At 71.9% G+C, this 18,072-nt stretch carries 21 protein-coding genes; 7 read left to right on the top strand and 14 right to left on the bottom strand.

The features are described 5' to 3' along the window. Positions 1-100: 100 nt before the first annotated feature. The 6 genes from V7E46_RS24500 to V7E46_RS24475 form a co-directional block, all read right to left on the bottom strand. Positions 101-292, bottom strand: a complete 192-nt coding sequence (locus V7E46_RS24500) for a mobile element transfer protein (protein ID WP_033176133.1) — start codon at positions 290-292, stop codon at positions 101-103. A gap of 4 nt (positions 293-296) precedes the next feature. Next, positions 297-479 carry a hypothetical protein gene (locus V7E46_RS24495; protein WP_333770435.1) on the bottom strand — a complete coding sequence of 61 codons (183 nt, stop codon included), beginning with the start codon at positions 477-479 and terminating at the stop codon, positions 297-299. Between the two features lie 15 nt (positions 480-494). Next, on the bottom strand, positions 495-1,187 hold the full coding sequence (locus tag V7E46_RS24490) for a DUF2637 domain-containing protein (RefSeq protein WP_333770434.1): 693 nt from the start codon (positions 1,185-1,187) through the stop codon (positions 495-497). Positions 1,188-1,192: 5 nt separating this feature from the next. Further along, entirely contained in the window at positions 1,193-1,381 is a 189-nt protein-coding gene (locus tag V7E46_RS24485) for a hypothetical protein (RefSeq protein WP_333770433.1), read from the bottom strand. Between the two features lie 92 nt (positions 1,382-1,473). Continuing rightward, positions 1,474-2,826, bottom strand: a complete 1,353-nt coding sequence (locus V7E46_RS24480; RefSeq protein ID WP_443054331.1) for an FtsK/SpoIIIE domain-containing protein — start codon at positions 2,824-2,826, stop codon at positions 1,474-1,476. A 6-nt stretch (positions 2,827-2,832) separates the two neighbouring features. Further along, positions 2,833-3,189, bottom strand: coding sequence for an SCO3933 family regulatory protein (locus V7E46_RS24475; RefSeq protein ID WP_333770432.1), 357 nt, complete (start codon positions 3,187-3,189; stop codon positions 2,833-2,835). Between the two features lie 207 nt (positions 3,190-3,396). On the opposite strand from V7E46_RS24475, the gene V7E46_RS24470 reads away from it, so the two are divergent. Both V7E46_RS24470 and V7E46_RS24465 read left to right on the top strand, forming a co-directional pair. After that, positions 3,397-4,155: a GntR family transcriptional regulator gene (locus V7E46_RS24470; protein WP_333770431.1), complete on the top strand. Its 759-nt coding sequence runs from the start codon at positions 3,397-3,399 to the stop codon at positions 4,153-4,155. Between the two features lie 806 nt (positions 4,156-4,961). Then, complete coding sequence (locus tag V7E46_RS24465; protein WP_333770430.1) at positions 4,962-5,246, top strand: hypothetical protein; 285 nt, start codon at positions 4,962-4,964, stop codon at positions 5,244-5,246. Positions 5,247-5,497: 251 nt separating this feature from the next. On the opposite strand, the gene V7E46_RS24460 is transcribed toward V7E46_RS24465, so the two are convergent. Beyond that, entirely contained in the window at positions 5,498-5,950 is a 453-nt protein-coding gene (locus V7E46_RS24460) for an Lrp/AsnC family transcriptional regulator (protein ID WP_333770429.1), read from the bottom strand. 181 nt (positions 5,951-6,131) lie between these two features. Here V7E46_RS24460 and V7E46_RS24455 point away from each other — a divergent pair, with 181 nt between their 5' ends. After that, complete coding sequence (locus V7E46_RS24455; RefSeq protein WP_333770428.1) at positions 6,132-7,160, top strand: asparaginase; 1,029 nt, start codon at positions 6,132-6,134, stop codon at positions 7,158-7,160. Here the strand turns inward: V7E46_RS24455 and V7E46_RS24450 are convergent. Beyond that, positions 7,125-7,319: a hypothetical protein gene (locus V7E46_RS24450; RefSeq protein ID WP_329178904.1), complete on the bottom strand. Its 195-nt coding sequence runs from the start codon at positions 7,317-7,319 to the stop codon at positions 7,125-7,127. The two genes, V7E46_RS24455 and V7E46_RS24450, sit on opposite strands and share 36 nt — an antisense overlap. A 136-nt stretch (positions 7,320-7,455) precedes the next feature. Beyond that, positions 7,456-8,598 carry a PP2C family protein-serine/threonine phosphatase gene (locus V7E46_RS24445; RefSeq protein ID WP_333770427.1) on the bottom strand — a complete coding sequence of 381 codons (1,143 nt, stop codon included), beginning with the start codon at positions 8,596-8,598 and terminating at the stop codon, positions 7,456-7,458. Between the two features lie 141 nt (positions 8,599-8,739). Here V7E46_RS24445 and V7E46_RS24440 point away from each other — a divergent pair, with 141 nt between their 5' ends. Further along, positions 8,740-9,495: a GNAT family N-acetyltransferase gene (locus tag V7E46_RS24440; protein WP_333770426.1), complete on the top strand. Its 756-nt coding sequence runs from the start codon at positions 8,740-8,742 to the stop codon at positions 9,493-9,495. Continuing rightward, a complete protein-coding gene (locus tag V7E46_RS24435) occupies positions 9,444-9,971 on the top strand; it encodes a sterol carrier protein domain-containing protein (protein ID WP_333770425.1) in 528 nt (175 codons plus the stop codon). Before V7E46_RS24440 ends, V7E46_RS24435 begins: the two co-directional genes overlap by 52 nt. 25 nt (positions 9,972-9,996) lie before the next feature. Here V7E46_RS24435 and V7E46_RS24430 read toward each other — a convergent pair whose 3' ends face one another. The 5 genes from V7E46_RS24430 to V7E46_RS24410 all read right to left on the bottom strand — a co-directional run bounded on the left by V7E46_RS24430 (position 9,997) and on the right by V7E46_RS24410 (position 13,563). Further along, a complete protein-coding gene (locus tag V7E46_RS24430; protein WP_333770424.1) occupies positions 9,997-10,803 on the bottom strand; it encodes an Fpg/Nei family DNA glycosylase in 807 nt (268 codons plus the stop codon). 7 nt (positions 10,804-10,810) lie between these two features. Then, positions 10,811-11,299, bottom strand: coding sequence for a ribose-5-phosphate isomerase (locus V7E46_RS24425; protein WP_329178897.1), 489 nt, complete (start codon positions 11,297-11,299; stop codon positions 10,811-10,813). Positions 11,300-11,687: 388 nt separating this feature from the next. Further along, complete coding sequence (locus V7E46_RS24420) at positions 11,688-12,287, bottom strand: biotin transporter BioY (RefSeq protein ID WP_333770423.1); 600 nt, start codon at positions 12,285-12,287, stop codon at positions 11,688-11,690. A 232-nt stretch (positions 12,288-12,519) separates the two neighbouring features. Next, a complete protein-coding gene (locus tag V7E46_RS24415; protein ID WP_329178894.1) occupies positions 12,520-12,906 on the bottom strand; it encodes a VOC family protein in 387 nt (128 codons plus the stop codon). Positions 12,907-12,921: 15 nt separating this feature from the next. After that, positions 12,922-13,563: a mycothiol-dependent nitroreductase Rv2466c family protein gene (locus tag V7E46_RS24410; RefSeq protein WP_333770422.1), complete on the bottom strand. Its 642-nt coding sequence runs from the start codon at positions 13,561-13,563 to the stop codon at positions 12,922-12,924. A 227-nt stretch (positions 13,564-13,790) separates the two neighbouring features. Here V7E46_RS24410 and pepN point away from each other — a divergent pair, with 227 nt between their 5' ends. Then, positions 13,791-16,409, top strand: a complete 2,619-nt coding sequence (gene pepN, locus V7E46_RS24405) for an aminopeptidase N (protein WP_333770421.1) — start codon at positions 13,791-13,793, stop codon at positions 16,407-16,409. Between the two features lie 487 nt (positions 16,410-16,896). Beyond that, a complete protein-coding gene (locus V7E46_RS24400; RefSeq protein WP_333770420.1) occupies positions 16,897-17,769 on the top strand; it encodes a hypothetical protein in 873 nt (290 codons plus the stop codon). Positions 17,770-18,072: the final 303 nt, after the last annotated feature.

Below are 18,072 nucleotides of genomic sequence, written 5' to 3'. Positions count from 1 at the left end.
GGGCTCATCGGTGCGGGCGGGGCGGTGTAGGCGGTGACGGGCGGGGTGTAGGTGTAGTCCGGCGGGTACTTGGGCTTGAACATCAGCGTTTCCTTCCTGATCAGGTGGTGGTGCAGGTGTGCGTGCGGGCGGCGAGTTCGGCAGCGGCGCGGGTGGCGTAGTCGTTGGACCAGCCGCAGCGCGGGGCGGTGCAGGCGGCGATGGTGGCTTTGCGGCCGTGCCGGTCGCGGTGGTCGCCGACCTCGACAGGACCGATACGGGCGACGTTGGTGAAGCGTTCGAAGCGGGCCATCAGGTCAGCCCCTCGGGTCGCGCAGGAAGTCATCGGCGTGGTCGTGCAGCCACTTCGTGACCTCGGGTACCTCGGTGTCGGTAGCGCCGGTAATGGCGCGCTCTCCGACTTCCACAGCTTCGACCAGCCGGCCGGAGCGAGTCAGTTCGGCGGACCGTTCCAGAGCGGCGCGGGTAGACGGGCGCATGAAGGTTCCTCCAGGTCAGGTGAGTTGGGCGGCGATGGCGTCGGCGAGTGCCGGAGGGACGCCGAGGCGGGCGCGCAGGGTGGCGGTGTCGATTGGGGTGCCGGTCGCGGTCCGGTGTGCGTCGGCGATCTTCCGGGCGTGGTCGACCAGCGCGGCCGGAACCGCGACTGCCGGGGGCACGACCGGGGCCGGAGCGGCGGGGAGTTGCGGTGCGGGTGCCGGGGCCAGTTCGTCGGTGCGTTCGAGGACGACCGGCGCGGCGACCTCCGGATCCGACAGCGCTTCGCGGTGGCCGGGCGCGGTATCGGGAATGAGCCGGTGGACCTGGCGCATGAGCGCGCCGAAGGCCAGCAGCGCGGCGAACGGCGGTACCGCGGCGACGACGTAGTGCAGCAGCGGTTGCCGGGCGCCGACACCTGCGACGTTCAGCCCGATCGAGCCGAGCGAGCCGGTGACGGTCAGGCCGATAGCCCACCAGTCGGTACGGCCCCGCAGCGCGGCCAGGAACATCAGCACCTCACCGGCGACGATGAACAGGTCGAGCGTCGCGGGCCACGCCCAGCGCCGGGCAGGTGAAGCGGCAAGCCCGTTGGTGCGGGCGACGTCGGCGAGGTGCGCGTACGACAGCCAGAACGCGGCGGCGGTCAGCACGACGATCACGACACCGGCGAGGATCACGGCGGCCCGTTCGGCTTCCGGCTTGGTCATGGCGATCACGCCTCTCCGGTGCCGAAGCAGGACAAGCACATGCCGTCCTGCTTTCCGACGACGCGATGCCGGCGGCCCACACGGACGGTCACGGCGACGGTTCCGGTGCCCTTGCACACCGGGCACTTCTCCGGCACCGGCTCAGCGGGGGCGGCGGTTTTGGCGGGGCGGGCGGTGGTCTTGCGAGTGGCCATGGCACGGGCCTCCCTTCCAGGGCGTTTCGGGCATGGAGCGGGTAGGGACGTGGCGTGAAGACGGTCACGCCGGCCGGTGGGGCGGGGAGGGGTCAGGCGGTTGCCGGGACCGGCCCGGGTACCGGTTCGGTCCCGGTGGGCAGCGGGGGCAGGTTGGGCCGGAAGGCTGCCAGTGCGGGCACCTCGGGGGTCAGCGACGCGTACGCGTTGCAGGTGGCGACCGCGTCGCGCAGTGAGGTGTGCGGGGTGCGGATGCGCGACCAGCCGCCGGAGGTATCGGCAGCGACAGCGACACCGGGCTGGTCAGGGGCGATGGCCAGGACCGAGGCCAGAGCTTCGGGGGCGATGTCGCCGAAGGCCATCTTCGCGGAGGCTTCATCGTTGACGCGGTGGCAGACCCGCCCGGTGAGCTGAGCGCGCAGCATCGTGACGCCGTCGCCCAGCTCCGAGCCGAAGCGCTGCCCGCACACTTCCAGGTAGATGCCGGCGGCGCGGGCGAGCTGGCCCAGGCGGATCAGGGCGGTGATGATCCGCTCCCGGCGCTTCTTCTCCGCCGTCGACGGGATGAGGAGCAGTTCGGCGACCTCATCGACCATGACCACGACCGGCACCGGGCGGATCTTCTCCGGCAGGCCCCAGATGTCGCTCGTGATCTCCGCGTCCGGGGTGTCGGCGCTGATCCGCTGTGCGTTGCGGATGACCTCGAAGCGGTCGCCCATCTCGTCAACGAGCGCTTCGAGGAGGTCAGCGGCCGCGTCGGGCGTGACGACCAGGGCGGTGAACCGGCGGGCCAGCGGGGCGAGTTCCACGCCCTTGCAGTCGATCCCGACCAGCGCCACCGGATGAGGGGCGAGTTCCTTGATCAGGCCGCGTTGGTAGACGGACTTGCCCGACTCGGTCGCCCCCACGGTCAGGCTGTGCGGGACCTTGCGGAAGTCCCGATAGTGCACCGCCCCGTCATCGCGCAGCGCGACCGGAACCCGCAGCGGCGTGCGTTCCGCCCTGGTCGGCATGTGCACGCGGCCCAGGACGTCGTAGCCGGTCATGGACAGTTCCAGGACCCCGGAGCGGAGTTCCTTGACCGTGACCTGGTGGAGGCGCCAGGAGTGCCGCAGTCGGTCGGCGGCGGTGATGACGTCGAAGGCGTCCTGTCCGGGCTGGAGCCGGATACGGGCCACCAGGCCCGTGCGCGTGGTCCGCAGGCGGAGCAGCTTGGGGGGCCGGTTGGCCGGCATCTCCCGGCGCAGCGCCCGGGCGACCGCGATCCGTGCCCGCGAGGGGGGAACCGCCAGGCCGCACGCGTCCATCACGGAGGCGTAGGTCCAGCCGACCCGGACCCGGGCGGCAGGGCCGCCGATGACCAGCCAGTACAGGTCCGGGCGGACCCGGCGCAGGATCAGCACAGCGGCGATCCCGGCGCCGGATAACACCAGTACGGTCACCACGGCCGGTCAGCCCTTGCCGTTCGCGGTAGCCGCCGGCATGAGCGAGGTGACGGCCACGGCGCGGAAGCTGATCCCGTGGCGCTTCTGCCCGTTGAACTCGTTCTCCCAGTCCCGCGCCCGCAGCCCCGTCACCGCGACCAGCGTCCCCGGAGTGAGCGTCGCGTCGATACCCGTCTCCGGGATCGTCACCTGGAACAGGTCCCCCTGCCCCTCATCCGAGACCAGCAGGCCCACCGTCCTCAGCGGCGCCCCCGTCTCGCGGTCCATCGCGATCTCGCCGGTCTGCTTGTTCACCAGCTTCGGAACCGGCGGGGTGGCCACGAACACCGTGGCGGTCGAAAGGTCGATCTTGAACGAAGCCATCTCGTTTCCCCTTGTGCGAGGCAACCCCTGTGAGTCACCTCTCTAGAGATGATTCCAGTGAACGCCACATCTCTAGAGATGTCAACACGTCTCTAGAGATGCTTGTTGGGCCTCATGGGGGACACGTTCGTTGCGAGCGCGGTACGTATCTCCCGCGGGAGGAACGTGACCCTTAAGCTGTCTAGAGAGGAAGAGGAGAGATCATTCATGGGCACCCCTGACGCCGGACGTCAGCCGAAGTACCAGCGGATCGCTGACGCACTACGCGAGGCGATCCACTCCGGCGAGTACGGCCCGGGTGATCGACTCCCAGGCGAGAACGACCTCATGACGACTCACGACGTGGCCCGGATGACTGCCCGCCAAGCCCTCGGCGTACTCCAGAACGAGGGCATCGCCGAGTCACGCAAGGGCGCAGGCGTCTTCGTACGTTCGTTCCACCCGCTTCGCCGGCGAGGCATTCAGCGTCTATCGCGTTCGCAGTGGGGCGAGGGCCGCTCCATCTGGGCAGCGGACACCGACGACCGGACGTTGGTCGTGGATCAGCTCAAGGTCACCGAGGAGGAAGCGCCTGAGCGCATCGCCTCGGTGTTGGGGCTGGAGCCGGGCGACGCCCTATGCGTAAGGAGCCGCCGGTTCGTCCTCGACAGCAAGCCGATCCTTGTCGCCAGGTCATACCTGCCGGCGAGCCTTGTCGCCGGTTCAGCGATCACCGAGGAGGACACCGGCCCTGGCGGCACGTACGCCCGTCTCGCTGAACTCGGCTACAAACCTGTGCACTTCCGCGAGGAGATCCGCTGCCGCATGCCGTCACTGGACGAGGCGACACAACTCGGCCTCGCCATGGGCACGCCGGTGATCCTCATCTGCCGCACCGCGTTCGCGGACGAGGGCCGCGCTGTCGAGGTCAACGAGATGACCTTGGATTCGGCCTCGTACATCCTTGAGTACGACTTCGACGCGTAGCCCTGAGCTGGGCTGTTAGAACTTTCCCTACCTCATCAAGGCACCCGGCTCCGCTACCGCTCCGCCGGGCGCGCTTCCCGGCTACGGCTTGCGCCCACGCTCCTGCCTTCGGCCCGCTCGGCGCCGCCTCGCCGCCGCGCGCCCGCGAAGGGGGAGGCCTGCGGCATGAGGTGATCCCCAACAGCCGAGGCCAAGACGATGCCTCCGGCGGGGGCGCTCCGGCTCCGAGATGGCCCCAACTCGCCGGCGTCCGCGCGTTCATCGTGGTGAGCGGTGGTGCTCCCATCCCACCTGCCATCGACCCGGGCAAGCCGAGCAGTCGCGGCCCAGGGCGTCAAGGTCGTTCGTACAGTGGCGCGCTCCACCTTGACGCCCTGAACCACGCCCGCTCCACAGGAGTGCGGGCCGACGGCAGACGGGATGGGAAGAGCGGGGTGAGGTCCGGAGCCCCGGGCACAACGGCCTCAACAAGCGCACCAGTTAGGCCACCCGGCACTGTCGGCAGCACCGGTTATGATTGTCGGTTCACCTAGTCGATCGACGGTCGACCACAAGATGTGGTAGCTCTACCCGGCAGTAGCACCACAAGTTGTGGTTCGGGTTACGAGAAAGTTGCCGACAGCCCGTCAGGAGTGCTTCACTAAAGCGGTCAAACCCAAGCAGGCCCCATCCGGGGTCTCGACTTGAGGTCGAGCAATCCGGCATGGGGCCTTGTGCGTTGGCTGCGCCCAGGGACCCTATAACGTGAAGCACGGTATTCCAACACCGCGTCAACTCGGAGCGCCGACCTCGGAGAGAAGTGAGACATGGCGCTCAGCACGCAGATGATCGGATACGACCTGAACCGGCCGGGGCAGAAGTACGAGGCCCTCGCCGATCAGATCAAGAAGATCTCCAACGGCACGTGGTGGCACAAGCTGGACTCGACGTGGTTCATCCGTACCGAGCTCAACTCCGCCCAGGTGTGCAAGTCCCTCCAGCCGTACGTCGACGGGAACGACGAGCTTCTCGTCATCAACGTGACCGGCGACAGCGCGGCGTGGATCGGCTTCGACTCACAGGCGAGTGACTGGCTGAAGAACAACCTGTAACCCGTGCCCGCTGCGTGCCCGTCTGACGGGTACGCAGCGGGGTCCCACGGGGAACAGCGGGCCAGACGCCCCGTAGGCCCTGCACGGCGCCGTACGAGGTCACCGTGAGGGCACCGCACTGGTCTTCCAAACTAGCTACGCGGGTTCGATTCCCGTCGCCCGCTCCACGGCCTCCGGCCCGGGTCCCGTCCCGGTGACCGGGGGCTTTTTCACGCTCCCGGGGCGCGGGGCGCCCCCGGTCCGCCCGGGCCTCAGTCCACCGGGACGCCCTGCGGCGACTTGATGCGGCGCATGATCATCTGGGAGTTGACGTCGCTGACGCCCGGCAGGGCGATGAGCTTCTCGGTCCAGAACCGCTCGTAGGCGTCGGAGTCGGCCACCGCGATCCGCAGCAGGCAGCCGGGGGCTCCGTAGAGGCGGTAGGCCTCCACGACGTCGGTGGTGGACTGGACCTCGGCCTCGAAGGCGGCGACCGAGTCGCGGTCGCGCTGGACCTCGACCGAGGCGAAGACCTCGAAGCCGCGTCCGACGGCGGCCGGGTCGACCACTGCCCGGTAGGTCTGGATCACCCCGTCGTCCTCCAGCTGGCGCACCCGGCGCAGGCACGGGGAGGGTGTCAGGCCGACACGCTGGGCCAGCTCCTGGTTGGTCAGCCGGCCGTCGGTCTGCAGTTCGCGCAAGATGCTTCTGTCAATGGCGTCCACCGAAGCATTATCACCCAGCATTCCAGGGTGTACCGGCCGGTATTCGCAATCATATGGCGGGTCTACGCGCATATCATTGCAGGAGGAAGACCGCCCCCGGTGATGCCGCCACGTCATCGGCGGCACCGACGGCACCGACGGGCGCGGTCGGCACAGCGGCAGCAGCGGAGGCGGAGGCATCGTGCGACACGTCGTGGTCATCAGCACCGGAGGCACCATCGCCAGCCGATGGCAGGGCGACGGCTACGCGGCGGAGGCCGCCGGGCAGGAGGTCCTGGAGGCGAGCGCGGTGCCCGACGGCGTCGAGGTGCGGGTGGTCGACCTCTTCACCGTCAACAGCTCGCGGCTCACGACCGACCACCAGCTGCGACTGCTGCACGCGGTGCACGACGCGCTCGCCGACCCCGAGGTGGACGGCGTCGTCGTCACCCACGGCACCGACACGCTGGAGGAGTCGGCCTTCTTCGTCGACCTCTTCCACGGCGACCGGCGCCCGGTGGTCTTCACCGGCGCCCAGCAGCCGCTGGACGCGGCGGACGGCGACGCGGCGGGCAATCTCTACGACGCGCTGCTGACGGCCTCCTCGCGCCGCGACATCGGCTCCGTGATCGTCTTCGCCGGGCAGGTCTTCGCCGCCCGCGGCACGGTCAAGCGGCACACCGTGGACGCCCGCGCCTTCGGCGCCCCCGACGGGCTGCCGCTGGGCCGGGTCGAATTCGGCCGGGTGACCTGGGGCCGGCAGCAGCCGCGCCCCGAGGCGCTGCCGCTGCCGGAGCGCGGCACCACCGCGCCCCGGGTGGACATCGTGATGCACCACAGCGACGGCGACTCGGTGCTCTTCGACGCGGCGGTCGGCGCGGGCGCCCGCGGCATCGTGCTGGTCGGCACCGGCGCGGGCAACGCGAACCCGGAGGTCGTCGACGCCGTACGCAGGGCCGTCGCGGCGGGCGTGGAGGTCGCGGTCAGCACCCGGGTGGCGGCCGGCGCCGTGGCGCCGCTCTACACCGGTGGCGGCGCGGTGGACCTCGCGGCGGCCGGCGCGCTGCTGACCGGCACGCTCAAGCCGGGGCAGGCGCGTATCGCGGTGCTCGCCGCGCTGCTGGCCGGCGGCGGCGCCGGATCCGGTGCGGGGCTGCGCCGGATCCTGGACGCCGCCCCGAGGACGGCGCCCGCGTCAGATCTTTATCTGGTTGATGGTGTCGGCCACTGAGTTGAGGAACCGGTTGATGTCCGGCGCCATGTTCGTGGAGGCGAGGAAGAAGCCGAAGAGGGCGGCGACGATCGCGGGGCCCACCTTTATCGACTTCGCCCGGATCATCACCACCAGGATGACTGCGAGCAGCAGTGCGGCGGACAGGGAGATAACCACAGCGGATCACTTCCTCTTTCGGTTTCCTTGCCGGTCCGGGGACCGCGCCGCCCCCGCCTCGCCGTACCCATGGTGCCATCGGTGACGGACGATCAACGTTCTTCCGTCACACGGCACATAGTCCCATTCCCGAGGGCTAGTCGCGGCACACTACGAGCAACGCGCGGTCGTCGTTCACGTCCTTGGCCACCGCCTCGATCAACCGCCAGGCGGAACCGCGGAATCCGGTTGCGACGAAGCGGTCCGCCTCGCCGATCAGCCGGTCCATGCCCTCGGCGATGTCGCGCTCGGCGGTCTCCACCAGGCCGTCGGTGAACAGCATCAGGACGTCGCCGGACCGCAGCGTGCCCTTGGCGCCGTGGAATTCGGCCCCGTCGTAGACACCGAGCAGCGGTCCCTCCGCGGCCTTCTCCTCCCACCGCCCGCTGCCGGCGTGCAGTTGGACGCCCGGCGGGTGGCCCGCGGACAGCAGCTCGTAGTCGCCGCTCTCCAGGTCGAGCACCAGGTGCACGGAGGTCGCGAAGCCCTCCTCCCAGTTCTGCCGCAGCAGATAGCCGTTGGCGGCGGTGAGGAAGGCGTGCGGCGGCAGCGAGCCGAGCAGGCCGCCGAAGGCGCCGGACAGCAGCAGCGAGCGCGAGGCGGCGTCCATGCCCTTGCCGGACACGTCGGTGAGCACCGCTTCGAGCACCCGGCCGCCGGCGCTGCGGGTGGCGACCACGAAGTCGCCGGAGAAGGACTGGCCGCCGGCCGGCCGCAGCGACATCTCGGCGTGCCAGCCGCCGGGCAGCCGCGGCAGCCTGCTCTGCACCCGGATTCTTTCCCTGAGGTCGAACAGCATGGTGTGGCCGCCCCGCCACGGCACCCCGACCCTGGCCCTGAACTGGGCGATGACCAGGCCGGCCAGCGCCACCGCGGTCACCACGAGCACCGTGCCGGGAGTGACCCGCGCCGGACCCTCGCGGTAGGGGCCGAGGGCGGCCGACTCCGCGATCAGCGCGACCGCGGAGGCCGCGTAGACCAGCAGCAGGCTGGAGGGGCGCAGCAGCAGCCCGCCGGCCAGGATCGGCAGCACCAGGGCGCTCGGCGGGCACCACACCGGTGTGACCACCGAGGTGTACGCCAGGACCGGGATCACCGCGATCAGCACGCCGAGGCCGGCCCAGTCCGAAGCGCCGCCGCGGAAGTAGTCGACGGCGGACTTGCGCACGCTGAGCCGGGCCCGGTGCAGCCGTCTGCGCCACCTGAGCCCGAGCCCCTCGCCCGCCGCCACTTTTGCCATGTTCCGGCGACCCTATCCACGGATGGCCCTGCCGTGCAGGCCGGATGGGTTGTGAGCTGTCCGGGTGAGCCGGAACAGGGCGGAAAGCAGGCGGGAAAATACGTTCGCCTGCCGCCGGGGGGTTCTGCGTAGGCAGTGCGCATGACGATCGATCTGCGGGCGCTCGCGGCCGAGGACTGGGAGGAGTTCTGCCTCCGCCTGGTGCGGGCCTTCGGCGGGCCGGGCGGCGCCCCTGAGGTAGCAGTGATGTGGCGCGGCCTGCTGCCCGTCGAGCGGGCGATCGCCGCCCGGGTGGACGGCGGCACCGCCGGTACCGCGGGCGCCTTCGACTTCCGCATGCGCCTGCCGGGCGGCGCCCTGCTCGACACCGCGGGCGTCACCACGGTCAGCGTCCAGCCGACGCACCGCCGCCGCGGGGTGCTCAGCGCGATGATGCGCCGTCAGCTCGGCGACTTCCACGAACGGGGTACCGCCGTCGCCGTGCTGACCGCCCCCGAGCCGTCGGTCTACGGCCGCTTCGCCCGCCGGCACCGCCACCCGGCAGATGCACGGCGGGATCGACACCACCCGGGTCACGGTCGCGGTGCCGCCGGGCGCCGACGCGGTACGGATGCGGCTGGTCACCCCGGCCGAGGGCGCCGCCGCCTGCGAGGCCGTCTACGCCCGTGTGGTGCCCACCCGGCCCGGCATGCCGGCCGGACAGCCCGGCTGGGAGCAGCTGCCGCTGCTGGACCCGCCAGGGAACCGCGGCGGCTACGGCGAACGGCTGGCCGTGCTCGCCGAGACCGACGGCGAGGTGCGCGGTACGCCCGCTATGCGGTCAGGGCCGGCGGGACGACTTCGGGGTGCCCGACGGCAGCGTCAAGCTGCGCGATGTCGAAGCACTCGGTCCGGTGACCTGTGCCGCGCTGTGGCGCCACCTCACCGACACCGACCTGGTCGCCCGGCTCACCTTCCACAACCGGCCGGTCGACGACCCGGTCCAGCAGATCGTCTCCGACATCCGCCGCTGCGGCTCCGGCTGGCGCGACGGCCTGTACGTCCGCCTGGTGGACCTGCCCGCCGCCCTTGAGGCGCGCGGCTACGCGGCGCCGGCCGATGTCGTGCTCGACGTCCAGGACGCCGTGTGCCCGTGGAACGCCGGGCGCTGGCCGCTGTCGGCCGACGTCAAGGGTGCCGCCTGCCAGCGGACCGCCGACCCGGCCGACCTCGCCCTGGACGCCAAGGAGTTGGGCACCGCCTGTCTCGGCGGCCACGGCCTGCGGGCGCTGGCCGGCGCGGGACTGGTCACCGAACTGCGCCAAGGCGCGCCGGCCGAGGCGTCCGCGGCCCTCCGCTCCGACCTGGAGCCGTGGCTGCCGCGCTTCTTCTAGGACGCCCGCTGCGGCCCCGCGCCGGTCAGGCCTGGCAGCGGGGGCACCAGAAGAGGTTGCGGGCGTCCAGCGGCTGTGTGCGGATCCCGGTGCCGCACACCAGGCAGGGCTGGCCGGTGCGGCGGTAGACGTAGACCTCGCCGCCGTGGTCGTCCACCCGCGGCGGGCGGCCCATCGCGTCCGGCTCGTGCTCGGGGCGCACGGTGTCGATCCGGTTGGTGCGTACGCCCTCGCGCATCATCGCCGCCAGGTCGGCCCACATCGCGTCCCACACCGGCCGCGGCAGATCGCGGCCGGCCAGGAAGGGGTCCACGCCGTGCCGGAAGAGGACCTCCGCGCGGTAGACGTTGCCGACGCCCGCGATCACCTTCTGGTCGAGCAGCAGCGCGGCCACGCTGATCCGGGACCGCGCGATCCTGGCGTACACCCGTTCCGGGTCGCCGTCCGGGCGCAGCGGGTCGGGGCCGAGCCGGTCGTGTATCGCCCGCTTCTCCGGCTCGGTGATCAGCGCGCAGGCGGCCGGGCCGCGCAGGTCGGCATAGTGCGACGGCGTCGCAATGCGCAGCCGTACGGTGTCGGTCGGCGGCGGCGCCGGGCCGTCGCCGAAGCCGAACTTCCCGATCAGGCCCAGGTGGACGTGCACCCAGCCGGCGCCGCCGAAGCCGAGGAAGAGGTGCTTGCCGTGCGCCTGCGCCTCGTCCATCACCTGGCCGTCCAGCAGTGCGGCACCGTCGGAGAACTTGCCCTGCGGGCTGCTCGCCCGCACCGCCCGGCCGCGGAACCGCTCCCTGTGGTCGGCGGCCAGCCGGTGGATCGTGTGGCCCTCGGGCATCGCCCGGTCAGTCCTGCTGCGGGTGGTGCGCGGGGACCGGTGGAAGCTCGCCGGTGGCCTCGTACGCGGTGAGCATGTCGATACGCCGCTGGTGGCGCTCGGCGTGCGAATACGGCGTCGCCAGGAACAGCTCCACGAACTTCACGGCCTCCTCCTGGGTGTGCATCCGGCCGCCGACGCTCAGCACGTTCGCGTCGTTGTGCTCGCGGGCCAGGGTGGCGGTCTGCTCGCTCCACGCCAGGGCGGCGCGGACGCCGCGCACCTTGTTCGCGGCGATCTGCTCGCCGTTGCCCGAGCCGCCGATCACGATGCCGAGGCTGCCGGGGTCGGCGGCGGTCCGCTCGGCCGCGCGGAGGCAGAAGGGCGGGTAGTCGTCGACCGCGTCGTAGATGTGCGGGCCGCAGTCCACGGGCTCGTGCCCGTTGCTTGTGAGCCAGTCCACGAGGTGGTTCTTGAGTTCGAAGCCGGCATGGTCGGAGCCGAGGTACACGCGCATGCGCCCATCCTCCCATCCCGGGCGCCCCCGCCGGCCCGGGCTCGCGGTATCGCCGCGTACGCCTGCCCCGGCCCGGGTGTTGGGCGGCTCCCCTTCGGCAGGGGGTACGCCTCCGCTGGCGCGGGCCGGGGGTGCCGCGTGCGTCGGCGGGTACGCCGCCCCCGGCGCGGGGGTTGGGCGGCCCCCCTTCGGCAGGGGGTGCCCACCCAGGGGCGCGGGGAACGGCGCGAGCAACCACCCACCTCCGGTGGTCCGGAACGGGCTGAGGAGACCTTTTCGGCCGGTGGCGACGTGCAGGCTGTCGACGGCGGGTCGCGCAGTTCCCCGCGCCCTGGTGGGCGCCCCCTTACCGAAGGGGCACCCCCGGCAGGCCCGCGCCGGCGATGGGCTAGGAGGGGGAGTTGGTGAGGCGCCAGGCGGCGGGAAGCGCCGCCATGGCAAGCGCGGCCTTGAGCGCGTCACCCAGAAGATAGGGCCGAAGGCCCGTCGTCAGGGCCTGGTGGGCCGAAAGGTGGGCCGAGGCGGCCAGATAGGGCACGCCCACCGCGTAGATGACGGCGGAGCCGAGCACCATCACCCCGGCGGTCCGCAGCACCGTGCGATCGCCGCCGCGCCGCGCGAGGAAGCCGACCACGCCGGAGGCGACGAGCATTCCGAGGATGTAGCCGAAGCTCGGCATGGACCAGCCGGACGTACCGTCCGCGAACCACGGCAGGCCGGCAGCGCCGGCGGCGGCGTACAGGCCGAGCGACGCGACCCCGCGCTTCGCGCCGAGCGCCGTGCCGACCAGCAGCGCGGCGAAGGTCTGGCCGGTGACCGGGACCGGGGAGCCGGGTACGGGCACGGACAATTGCGCGGCGAGCCCGGTGAGCGCGGCGCCGCCGACGACCAGGGCGGCGTCCCTGAGCCGGGCCCGGCCGGCGGAGGACGCGGGGAACAGGTCGGCGAGGACGGTTCCGGCCCGGCCGGGGACAGCTGTGGTGCTCATCGGTTCTCCGCGGGGTGGGGGTGATCGGTGGGTCACGGTGACGCTAACCCAGCCGCCGATCCCCCTTCATCGTCGGACCCCTACAAAGCCGTGATCTTCCGCTTGGAGACTCCCGCGCCCGCACGCGGACCCGTTTGAGCAGGTCGCGTGACCCACGTCACGCGCGACGGACGGCCGGGACGGGTACGCCCTCCCCCCTTCCCGGCCACCCGCACTGTGCGGTTCCACCAATTCAGGCGAGCTGAATGAGGTCCCACCTGTTGCCGTACAGGTCGTGGAAGACGACCACCGCGCCGTACGGCTCGTAGCGCGGCTCCTCCTCGAAGACCACGCCCGCGGCGACCATCCGCTTGTAGTCGCCGTCGAAGTCCTCGGTGTTCAGGAAGAGTCCGACCCGCCCGCCGGTCTGGTCGCCGATCCTGGCGGTCTGGCCCGGCGTGGTGGCGCGGGCGAGCAGCAGGCCGGTCTCGCGGGCGCCCGGCGGCGCGACGACGACCCACCGGCCGCCGTCCTCGCGCGGGGTGTCCTCGCGCAGCTCGAAGCCGAGCGCGCCGGTGTAGTAGGTGATGGCCTCGTCGTAGTCGCGTACGACGACGGCCACCAGGCCCAGGTGTGCCATGGCTCTCCGACCGCTCTACTCGAAGCTGGGCCCGGCGGTGCGGGTGCGCTTGATCTCGTAGAAGCCGGGGACCGACGCCACCAGGAGCGTGCCGTCCCAGAGCTTCGCCGCCGCCTCGCCCTTGGGGGCGGGGGTGACGACGGGGCCGAAGAAGGCGACCTGCGAGCCGTCGGCGCCGGGGACGGCGATCACCGGGGTACCGACCTCCTGGCCGACCTTGTCGATGCCCTCCTTGTGGGAGGCGCGCAGCTCGGTGTCGTAGGTGTCGCGGTCGGCGTAGTCGGCCAGCCCGGCGGGCAGCCCGACCTCTTCGAGGGCCGCGACGATCGTCTCCTTGGACTTCGGCAGGCCCTGGTTGTGGAAGCGGGTGCCGAGCGCCTCGTAGAGCGGGCCGACGACCTCGTCGCCGTGCTCCTGCTGGGCGGCGATCACCACGCGGACCGGGCCCCAGGCCTCCCGCAGGAAGGTGGCGTAGTTCTCGGGGAGGGTGTCGAGCTTGTCCTCGTTCAGCACCGCCAGGCTCATGACGTGCCACCGCACCTCGACAGGGCGCAGCTTTTCGACCTCCAGCATCCAGCGGGACGTCATCCATGCCCACGGGCACAGCGGGTCGAACCAGAAGTCGGCCGGAGTCTTGGTGGTCTCGGTCGCAGTCACTGCGTACTCCTCGTGCGGGATGCGGGCGGCGTCCGGGCTCTGCCGGACGGCTCCCCGGGCGGGGCTGTGCATGGCACTCCTGAACGCCACAACGCGGCGGGGGCGCGGCGGCATTCCCGACCGCCGTGCCGCCGTATGCGCTGGTGGGCGCTCTTGTGTCCGACCTCCGTGGAAAGATGCGAAGCGTTGCGTGTCCGTACCGGGGGTCATACACGAAGGAGCCGCCCGTGCCCGGCGAGAACCTGAGCCGTGAGGAGGCCCGCGAGCGGGCCGCGGTCCTGTCGGTGGAGCGCTACGACGTGGCGCTCGACGTACGGTCCGCGGTCGGTGCCGCGACCGCCGGCGGGGAACGCACCTTCCGGTCCACCACGGTGATCGACTTCCGGTGCAGCCGGCCGGGCGTGTCGTCCTTCGCCGATCTCGTCGCGTCCGAGGTGACATCGGTCCGGCTGAACGGCCGGGAGCTGGATCCCGCGGCGGTCCACGACGGCGCCAGGATCGCCCTCGACGGCCTCGCCGAGCGCAACACCCTGGTGGTCGACGCGCGTTGCGCCTACAGCCGTACGGGCGAGGGCCTGCACCGCTTCGAGGACCCGGAGGACGGCGAGGTCTACCTCTACACGCAGTACGAGCCGGCCGACGCCCGCCGGGTCTTCGCGAATTTCGAACAGCCCGACCTCAAGGCGCCGTTCACCTTCCAGGTGACCGCCCCCGAGGGCTGGACGGTGCTGTCCAACGCCGAGCAGGACGGTGGGCCCGCCGCGGCCGACGGCGGCGGCGCGACCACCCGTTTCCGGCCGACCCTGCCGATCGCGACGTACATCACCGCGGTCGTCGCCGGCCCCTACCACGTCGAGCACGACCACTACGCGCGCGCCTTCGACGACAAGGTGACGCTCGACATCCCGCTGCGCGCGCTGTGCCGCCGCTCGCTGGCGCGGCATTTCGACGCGGACGAGATCTTCACCGTGACCAAGCAGGGCCTGGACTTCTACCACGACAACTTTGACTACCCGTATCCGTTCGGGAAGTACGACCAGGCCTTCGTGCCGGAGTACAACATCGGGGCGATGGAGAATCCGGGCTGTGTGACCTTCCGGGAGGAGTTCGTCTTCCGCGGCAAGGTGACGCGGGCGTCGTACGAGCACCGGGCCAGTGTCGTGCTGCATGAGATGGCGCACATGTGGTTCGGCGACCTGGTGACGATGCGCTGGTGGGACGACCTGTGGCTCAAGGAGTCCTTCGCGGACTTCATGGCGGCCTTCTCCCAGGTGGAGGCGACGCAATATGCCGAGGGGTGGATCACCTTCGCCAACCGCCGCAAGGCGTGGGCCTACCGCGCCGACCAGCTGCCGTCCACGCACCCGGTGGTCGCCGACATCCGCGACCTGGAGGACGCCAAGCTCAACTTCGACGGCATCACCTATTCCAAGGGCGCCGCGGTGCTCAAGCAGCTGGTGGCCTATGTCGGCAGGGACGCCTTCCTGGAGGCGGCCCGGCGGTATTTCAAGCGGCACGCGTACGGCAACACCGAGCTGGCCGACCTGCTGTCGGTGCTGACCGAGACCTCGGGCCGCGACATGCCGGCCTGGTCGCGGGCGTGGCTGGAGACGGCGGGCGTCAATTCGCTGACCCCGCAGGTCGTCCATGACGCGGAGGACCGGATCACCGCGCTGACGGTGCTCCAGACCGCGGACGACCCGGCTCATCCGCAGCTGCGCCCGCACCGGGTCGCGGTGGGCCTCTACCGGCGCGTGCCGGGCGGCGCCCTGGAGCGCTACGCGCGGGCCGAGGCCGATGTGGCGGGTCCGGTCACGGTGGTCGAGGAGCTGGCCGGGCAGCCGCGGCCCGACCTGGTGCTGGTCAACGACGACGACCTGACGTACTGCAAGATCCGCTTCGACCCGGCCTCGCTCGACACGCTGCGCTCGCACCTGGGCGACCTGTCCGACCCGCTGGCCAGGGCGCTGGCCTGGTCGGCGGTGTGGAGCATGACCAGGGACGCGCTGATGCCGGCCGGCGACTATCTGGGCCTGGTGCTGCTCTTCGCGGGCCGGGAGAGCGACATCGGGGTGCTGCAGTCGCTGCACGTCCAGGCGCGGACCGCGCTGACGCACTATGTGGCGGCGGACCGCCGCGACGCCGCGGCGGCCGAGCTGGCCCAGGGCGCGCTGCATGAGCTGCGGCTCGCCGAGCCGGGCAGCGGGCACCAGCTGGCGTGGGCGCGGTTCTTCTCCTCGGTGGCGTCGTCGGCCGCCGATCTGCAGCTGCTGCGCGGACTGCTCGACGGTTCCGCGAAGATCGACGGCCTGGTGGTGGACCAGGAGCTGCGCTGGACCTTCCTCGGCGCGCTGACCGCGCGGGGCGCGGCCGACGCGGCGGCGATCGCCGCCGAGCGGGCCAGGGACGACACGGCGTCGGGCCACCGGCACGAGGTGCGCTGCCTGGCGGCGCGGCCCTCCGCCGAGGTGAAGGCCGCGGCCTGGGCCGACGTGGTGGGCTCGGACGCGCTGTCGAACGCGCTGGTGGAGGCGACCATCGCGGGCTTCGCGCAGGCCGGGCAGCGCGATCTGCTCGCGCCGTACACGCAGCGGTATTTCGCGGCGCTGGAGGAGCTGTGGGAGACCCGCTCGATCGAGACCGCGATGGCGGTCGTCAGCGGGTTCTACCCGGCCCTCCAGGACCGCCAGGAGACGCTGGCGGCGACCGACGCGTGGCTGGAGGCGCACCCGGCTGCCGCGCCCGCGCTGCGCCGGCTGGTGCTCGAAGCACGGGACGACCTGGCCCGGGCGCTGCGCGCGCAGGCCTGCGTCGCGCCGGCGACCCGCCCCGGCGCCGGGATCTGACCACGGGTGCGGGGCCGCCCCGTCCAAGGGGCGGCCCTCGTCACCCGCGCGGGGGAGAAGCCCTGATCGGCACCCGAACATCCGCGCTTTAGCCCTGCGTTGTCCTGTTTTGTCGACGAGCGGGTAACAACGGTTAGTGACCGGCCCGGCCGCGGGAACGACGTTCCCATGAACGTGAACCCGCGCACCTCGCATGCCCTGAGCCGCCGACTGCCCGCGAGGCAGAAGGTGCTGACCCTCCATCAGCTGCGCCGCCACGGTGTGCCGGCGGCGGCCGTCGCCAAGCGCTGCCGCCCTGGCGGCCCCTGGCAGCAACTGCTCCCGCAGGTGTACCTGCTGCACGCGGGACCGCCCAGCGGCCGGCAGCGGTTGCAGGCCGCGCTGCTCTACGCCGGCCGCGACCCGCACGCGTACGGTCCGCTCGGCGGCGGCCGGGAGGCGATGGTGACCGGCATGGCCGCGCTCGCCCTGTACCGCTTCTCCGGGGGTGCCGCCGCTGCGCGAACTGCCGCGGATCGACGTCCTGGTGCCCCGGCAGCGCCGGCTGCGGGACGTCGGCGACGTGTGCGTGCACCGCAGCCGCGACCTGCCGCGCCCGCTGGAGGTGGCCGGGCTGCCCTGCGCCCCGGTGCCGCGCGCGCTGGCCGACGCCGTCGCGGGACTGGACGACGCCGAGACCGTACGGCGGCTGCTGACCGAGGCCGTACGCGGCGGGCACTGCGACGCCGCGCCTGTGCTGCGCGAACTGGCAGGTGCCGGGCTGCTGGAGCGACCGCAGGTCGCCGCGGCGGTCGGCGCGCTGCGCTGCGCCGACCGCGTCATGGCGGAGCGGCGGCTCTACGCGATGGTGCGCGACCACCAGTTGCCAGACCCGGTCTGGAACGTCGACCTGCGGCTGCCCGCCGGGCCGCAGCTCGGCCCGGTGGACGCCTACTGGCCCGAGCATGCGGTGGCTCTCGCGATCGACCCGCGGTCCGGTCGGTCCCCGGACGGCACGGACGGGTACGGACCGCGGCCTGGCGACGGCGCGGCCACGGGCCACGGCCCGGCAATGGACGACGCCGTCACCACCTGCGACGCCGCCGCGGACGACGTCCATGCCGACCCCCTCGGCGTCGCCCTTCACGTCGGGAAGGGCGACGAGACGTACGCGCTCACCACGGCACTCGGCGACGACGAGATGTGGTCGCGCTGCGTACGGCAGCGCGAGCGGCTCGAAGCACTGGGCATCACCCTGGTGCACGTGACCGCGGCCAAGTTGCGGGACGCCGGTGAGCAGCAGGCCACCGTGGTGCGGACGGCGCTGACGGCCTCGGTGGACCAACTGCCCGCCGCCTATGTCGTGGTGACCCCGCACTGAGCCCGCTACCGCGGCTCTTGCATGCTTTTGCGCGGTTTTGCCAGTGGCGGAAACACGTCATCGGAGCACCAAGAGAAGGTCAACGCACCACAAAGAGCCGCTTTTCCCGGCAGGGTGACCACCCGTACGGTTCCGTTTTCCGAACACCGACCCGACGGTCCGAACAGGGATGCCCATGCCACTCGATCACATACCAGGCAAGAGACGCGCGGCCAGGCTCGCGCTCACCGCGGGCCTGGTGGCCGCGCTGGCGGCCGCAGGTCCCGCGCTGGCGGTCGCCGACCCCGCGCCCACCCCTCCTGC

Source organism: Streptomyces sp. IBSBF 2435 (assembly GCF_036815005.1).
Taxonomy (GTDB): domain Bacteria; phylum Actinomycetota; class Actinomycetes; order Streptomycetales; family Streptomycetaceae; genus Actinacidiphila.
This window is presented reverse-complemented; position numbering and strand designations above follow the sequence as displayed.

What these genes read in the sequence shown, in the direction of transcription:
- V7E46_RS24475 (WP_333770432.1), bottom strand. Translation starts at nt 3,189, where the DNA reads ATGGCTTCGTTCAAGATCGACCTTTCGACCGCCACGGTGTTCGTGGCC.
- V7E46_RS24430 (WP_333770424.1), bottom strand. Translation starts at nt 10,803, where the DNA reads ATGCCCGAGGGCCACACGATCCACCGGCTGGCCGCCGACCACAGGGAG.
- V7E46_RS24420 (WP_333770423.1), bottom strand. Translation starts at nt 12,287, where the DNA reads ATGAGCACCACAGCTGTCCCCGGCCGGGCCGGAACCGTCCTCGCCGAC.
- V7E46_RS24500 (WP_033176133.1), bottom strand. Translation starts at nt 292, where the DNA reads ATGGCCCGCTTCGAACGCTTCACCAACGTCGCCCGTATCGGTCCTGTC.
- V7E46_RS24470 (WP_333770431.1), top strand. Translation starts at nt 3,397, where the DNA reads ATGGGCACCCCTGACGCCGGACGTCAGCCGAAGTACCAGCGGATCGCT.
- V7E46_RS24440 (WP_333770426.1), top strand. Translation starts at nt 8,740, where the DNA reads ATGACGATCGATCTGCGGGCGCTCGCGGCCGAGGACTGGGAGGAGTTC.
- V7E46_RS24465 (WP_333770430.1), top strand. Translation starts at nt 4,962, where the DNA reads ATGGCGCTCAGCACGCAGATGATCGGATACGACCTGAACCGGCCGGGG.
- V7E46_RS24445 (WP_333770427.1), bottom strand. Translation starts at nt 8,598, where the DNA reads ATGGCAAAAGTGGCGGCGGGCGAGGGGCTCGGGCTCAGGTGGCGCAGA.
- V7E46_RS24485 (WP_333770433.1), bottom strand. Translation starts at nt 1,381, where the DNA reads ATGGCCACTCGCAAGACCACCGCCCGCCCCGCCAAAACCGCCGCCCCC.
- V7E46_RS24490 (WP_333770434.1), bottom strand. Translation starts at nt 1,187, where the DNA reads ATGACCAAGCCGGAAGCCGAACGGGCCGCCGTGATCCTCGCCGGTGTC.
- V7E46_RS24425 (WP_329178897.1), bottom strand. Translation starts at nt 11,299, where the DNA reads ATGCGCGTGTACCTCGGCTCCGACCATGCCGGCTTCGAACTCAAGAAC.
- V7E46_RS24415 (WP_329178894.1), bottom strand. Translation starts at nt 12,906, where the DNA reads ATGGCACACCTGGGCCTGGTGGCCGTCGTCGTACGCGACTACGACGAG.
- V7E46_RS24495 (WP_333770435.1), bottom strand. Translation starts at nt 479, where the DNA reads ATGCGCCCGTCTACCCGCGCCGCTCTGGAACGGTCCGCCGAACTGACT.